This is a genomic window from uncultured Romboutsia sp., assembly GCF_958366745.1.
GTDB classification, from domain to species: Bacteria; Bacillota; Clostridia; order Peptostreptococcales; family Peptostreptococcaceae; genus Romboutsia; species Romboutsia timonensis.
The window spans coordinates 1-2657 of sequence record NZ_CATXCO010000284.1; the positions used below are offsets into that span (position 1 = coordinate 1).

At 26.8% G+C, this 2657-nt stretch carries 3 protein-coding genes and 2 pseudogenes; all 5 read right to left on the bottom strand.

Features of this window, described 5'->3' with window-relative positions:
• Positions 1-360: pseudogene (locus tag Q5F54_RS12755) on the bottom strand (sensor histidine kinase); the annotation flags it as partial.
• Positions 360-1019: a response regulator transcription factor gene (locus tag Q5F54_RS12760; protein ID WP_207645597.1), complete on the bottom strand. Its 660-nt coding sequence runs from the start codon at positions 1017-1019 to the stop codon at positions 360-362. The pseudogene Q5F54_RS12755 and the gene Q5F54_RS12760, both read right to left, overlap by 1 nt.
• A gap of 266 nt (positions 1020-1285) precedes the next feature.
• Positions 1286-1525, bottom strand: a complete 240-nt coding sequence (locus Q5F54_RS12765; RefSeq protein ID WP_071121134.1) for a hypothetical protein — start codon at positions 1523-1525, stop codon at positions 1286-1288.
• Between the two features lie 33 nt (positions 1526-1558).
• Positions 1559-2362 (bottom strand): zinc ribbon domain-containing protein, encoded by an 804-nt coding sequence (locus Q5F54_RS12770; RefSeq protein WP_278335273.1) that lies wholly within the window; start codon positions 2360-2362, stop codon positions 1559-1561.
• Positions 2360-2657: pseudogene (locus Q5F54_RS12775) on the bottom strand (recombinase family protein); the annotation flags it as partial. The gene Q5F54_RS12770 and the pseudogene Q5F54_RS12775, both read right to left, overlap by 3 nt.

Genomic DNA, 2657 nt, shown 5'->3' on the forward strand with positions numbered 1-2657 from the left:
AATATTTTCACCAATTAAATTAGGAATTATTAAAGAGTTTTCTGTAATTTCCTCTTCATTAACATATATATCTACTTTGTGCAAACCTTGAAATACCCTTTTTTCATCTCCTATAGTAAGTAAAACTTGAATATTATATTTTTCAGCAAAATTCTTTGCTATCTTAAATGATTCCTCATTATCAGATTTACTTACTTGTTCAATTAAAGCTTCAATAATTTTATCAGCTTCCTTTTGTTTATTATTCACATATACCTTGGGTAATGCTAAATAAATTAAAACATTTGAAATTAAAATTATTAAACTTATTATCCCCATGGTAAATATATATGTTTTTGAAAATAACTTTAACTTATTCATCATTGCTCCTCAAATTTATATCCAATTCCCTTAACTGTTACTATACAATCTAATAACAACTTTTTTCTTATATTTTTAATATATACATCAATAACCCTATCATTTGGTGATTCTTCAATATTCCATAAATTATCTAAGATTTGTGCTCTTGTTAAAACCTTTCCCTCATACTTTAATAATAACTCTATTAATTTTATTTCCTTAGGTTTTAAATCTATATTTTCGCCATTCTTTCTTGCTGAGTATCCTTCAAAATCAATTTCTATGTCTCCATAGAACCACTTTTTATTTTCGCTAACTTTTACTCCTCTTCTAAGAAGTGCTTCTATTCTTTTATGTAAAACTATTATTGAAAATGGCTTTGTAATATAATCGTCTGCCTTTTCATCAAAACTCATAATTTGGGTATAATCATCACTCATTGCTGTTAACATAATTACTGGAACATTGCTTTCTTGTCTAATTTTATTTAAAACAACAAATCCGTTAGCTTTGGGAAGCATTATATCTAAAATTACTAAATCAATTTTACTATTCTTAAATAATTCTATTGCTTGCATTCCATCTTCTGCACTTATAACGTTATATCCAACTTCTGATAGATATTCACTTACGCCTTCCCTTATTTCTTTTTCATCTTCAACAATTAATATATTAATTTTCATTTATATTTTCCTCCATTTTATATAATATATATCAAAATGAATTTATTTTATAAATACATAATAACATAAAGATTCAATTATATTATAGATATAAAAATGATAATTTCATAAATTAACACTTTTAACATTAAATTACTAATATTATTTATATACCAATTCCACATATAATTTATCACTAAAGTTCTATCTATAAAGGCTTACTTAAATGACAGTATTATCAACCCTCTCCTTCTCAACTCCCTTTATTCATTAACCTAATTTCAAATTATATCCTTTATATCATTATTTTCTAATACTGCTAAATCAATTCTAGAATTTATGGCTTTTATGCTGTGTTCCCTCGCAACAATTGAATTCTTTAACTCTAAGTGTAACTTGTATGCTATTCTATCCCTTATTACTGATTCATTCTTGCTAGTTAATGAAAGATATGCTAACTCATTTTCTCCAAATAACTCTCTGCTTTCTTGTATTACTTTCACTAATTCTTCTATTTTCAATTTTAAACTCCCACTATTCAACTATCATACTTATTATATTACTATTTTCAGATTTATACAATTCATTCCAAGTAAATGTAAAAAGGATAGGTTACCTTGTTCTTTAGGTAACCTATCCTTCATTAAGTATGTTATCACATCATCATTTATTTGTATTTCTATGCTATCTATTTCTCTTTCTTTATTTATTGTTATCTTTGAAACTAGTAGATGTATTAGTTGTTTCCTTTGTTGACTTGTACTCATTTCAAAGAATACTTCTTTGAATCTTTTCATTACTTCATTTACTATCTCAAATGGTATTGGATCTCCTTCTGCTAGTTGAAGATCTTGTTTTAACTCTTGCTCTCTGTATTTTAGTTTCTCAATGTCATCATTTATTACTTTTATTCTTGGTGACAACTCACTTTTATCTAATATTCCATCTTCAAATAGTTCTATGTTTTTATTCTTCTTACTTGTTAGTTTCTCTATCTCTTTATTTATCTGTTCTAAGTGCTCTAGTATTGGTTTTAACTTAGTAGATTTATTCTGATTTATATTATCTACTACCTTCCTTAATATAGTTTCATCATTGATTAGTTCCATTATCTTATTTAGTACATATTCATCAGCTAATTCTACTCTTATTGAGTTTGAATTACATACTGCTGTTCCTTTATTCTTCCAATTTCCACAAGAATAGTATTCATTTATTCTTCTAGTTCCATCTTTCCTTTTAGCAGTAGACCTACTAATTGTCATTCCTGCTCCACATACAGGACACCTTAGTATTCCAGTTAAAGGAAATTCACAATCGTAGACCTTATTATGTTTCTTACTTCTTTCCTTTAGTATTACTTGTACTTTATTCCATGTTTCCAAATCAATTATTGGTTCATGTATTCCATCTGAAAGTATTGGATTTGCATTTATATTATTTCTTCTTTTCTTGCTCCAATCTTGCCTTACATTGTACCTTATCTTACCAATTTATACTGGATTTTGAAGTATCTCCTTTACTGTACTTACTGCGAACAAACCATTTCTTTTCGTCTTATGACCTTCCTTGTTTACTCTATTTACTACTGCCTTGTATCCATGACCTTGGCTGTATAGTTCAAATATTCTTCTTACTGTATTTGCCTCTTTT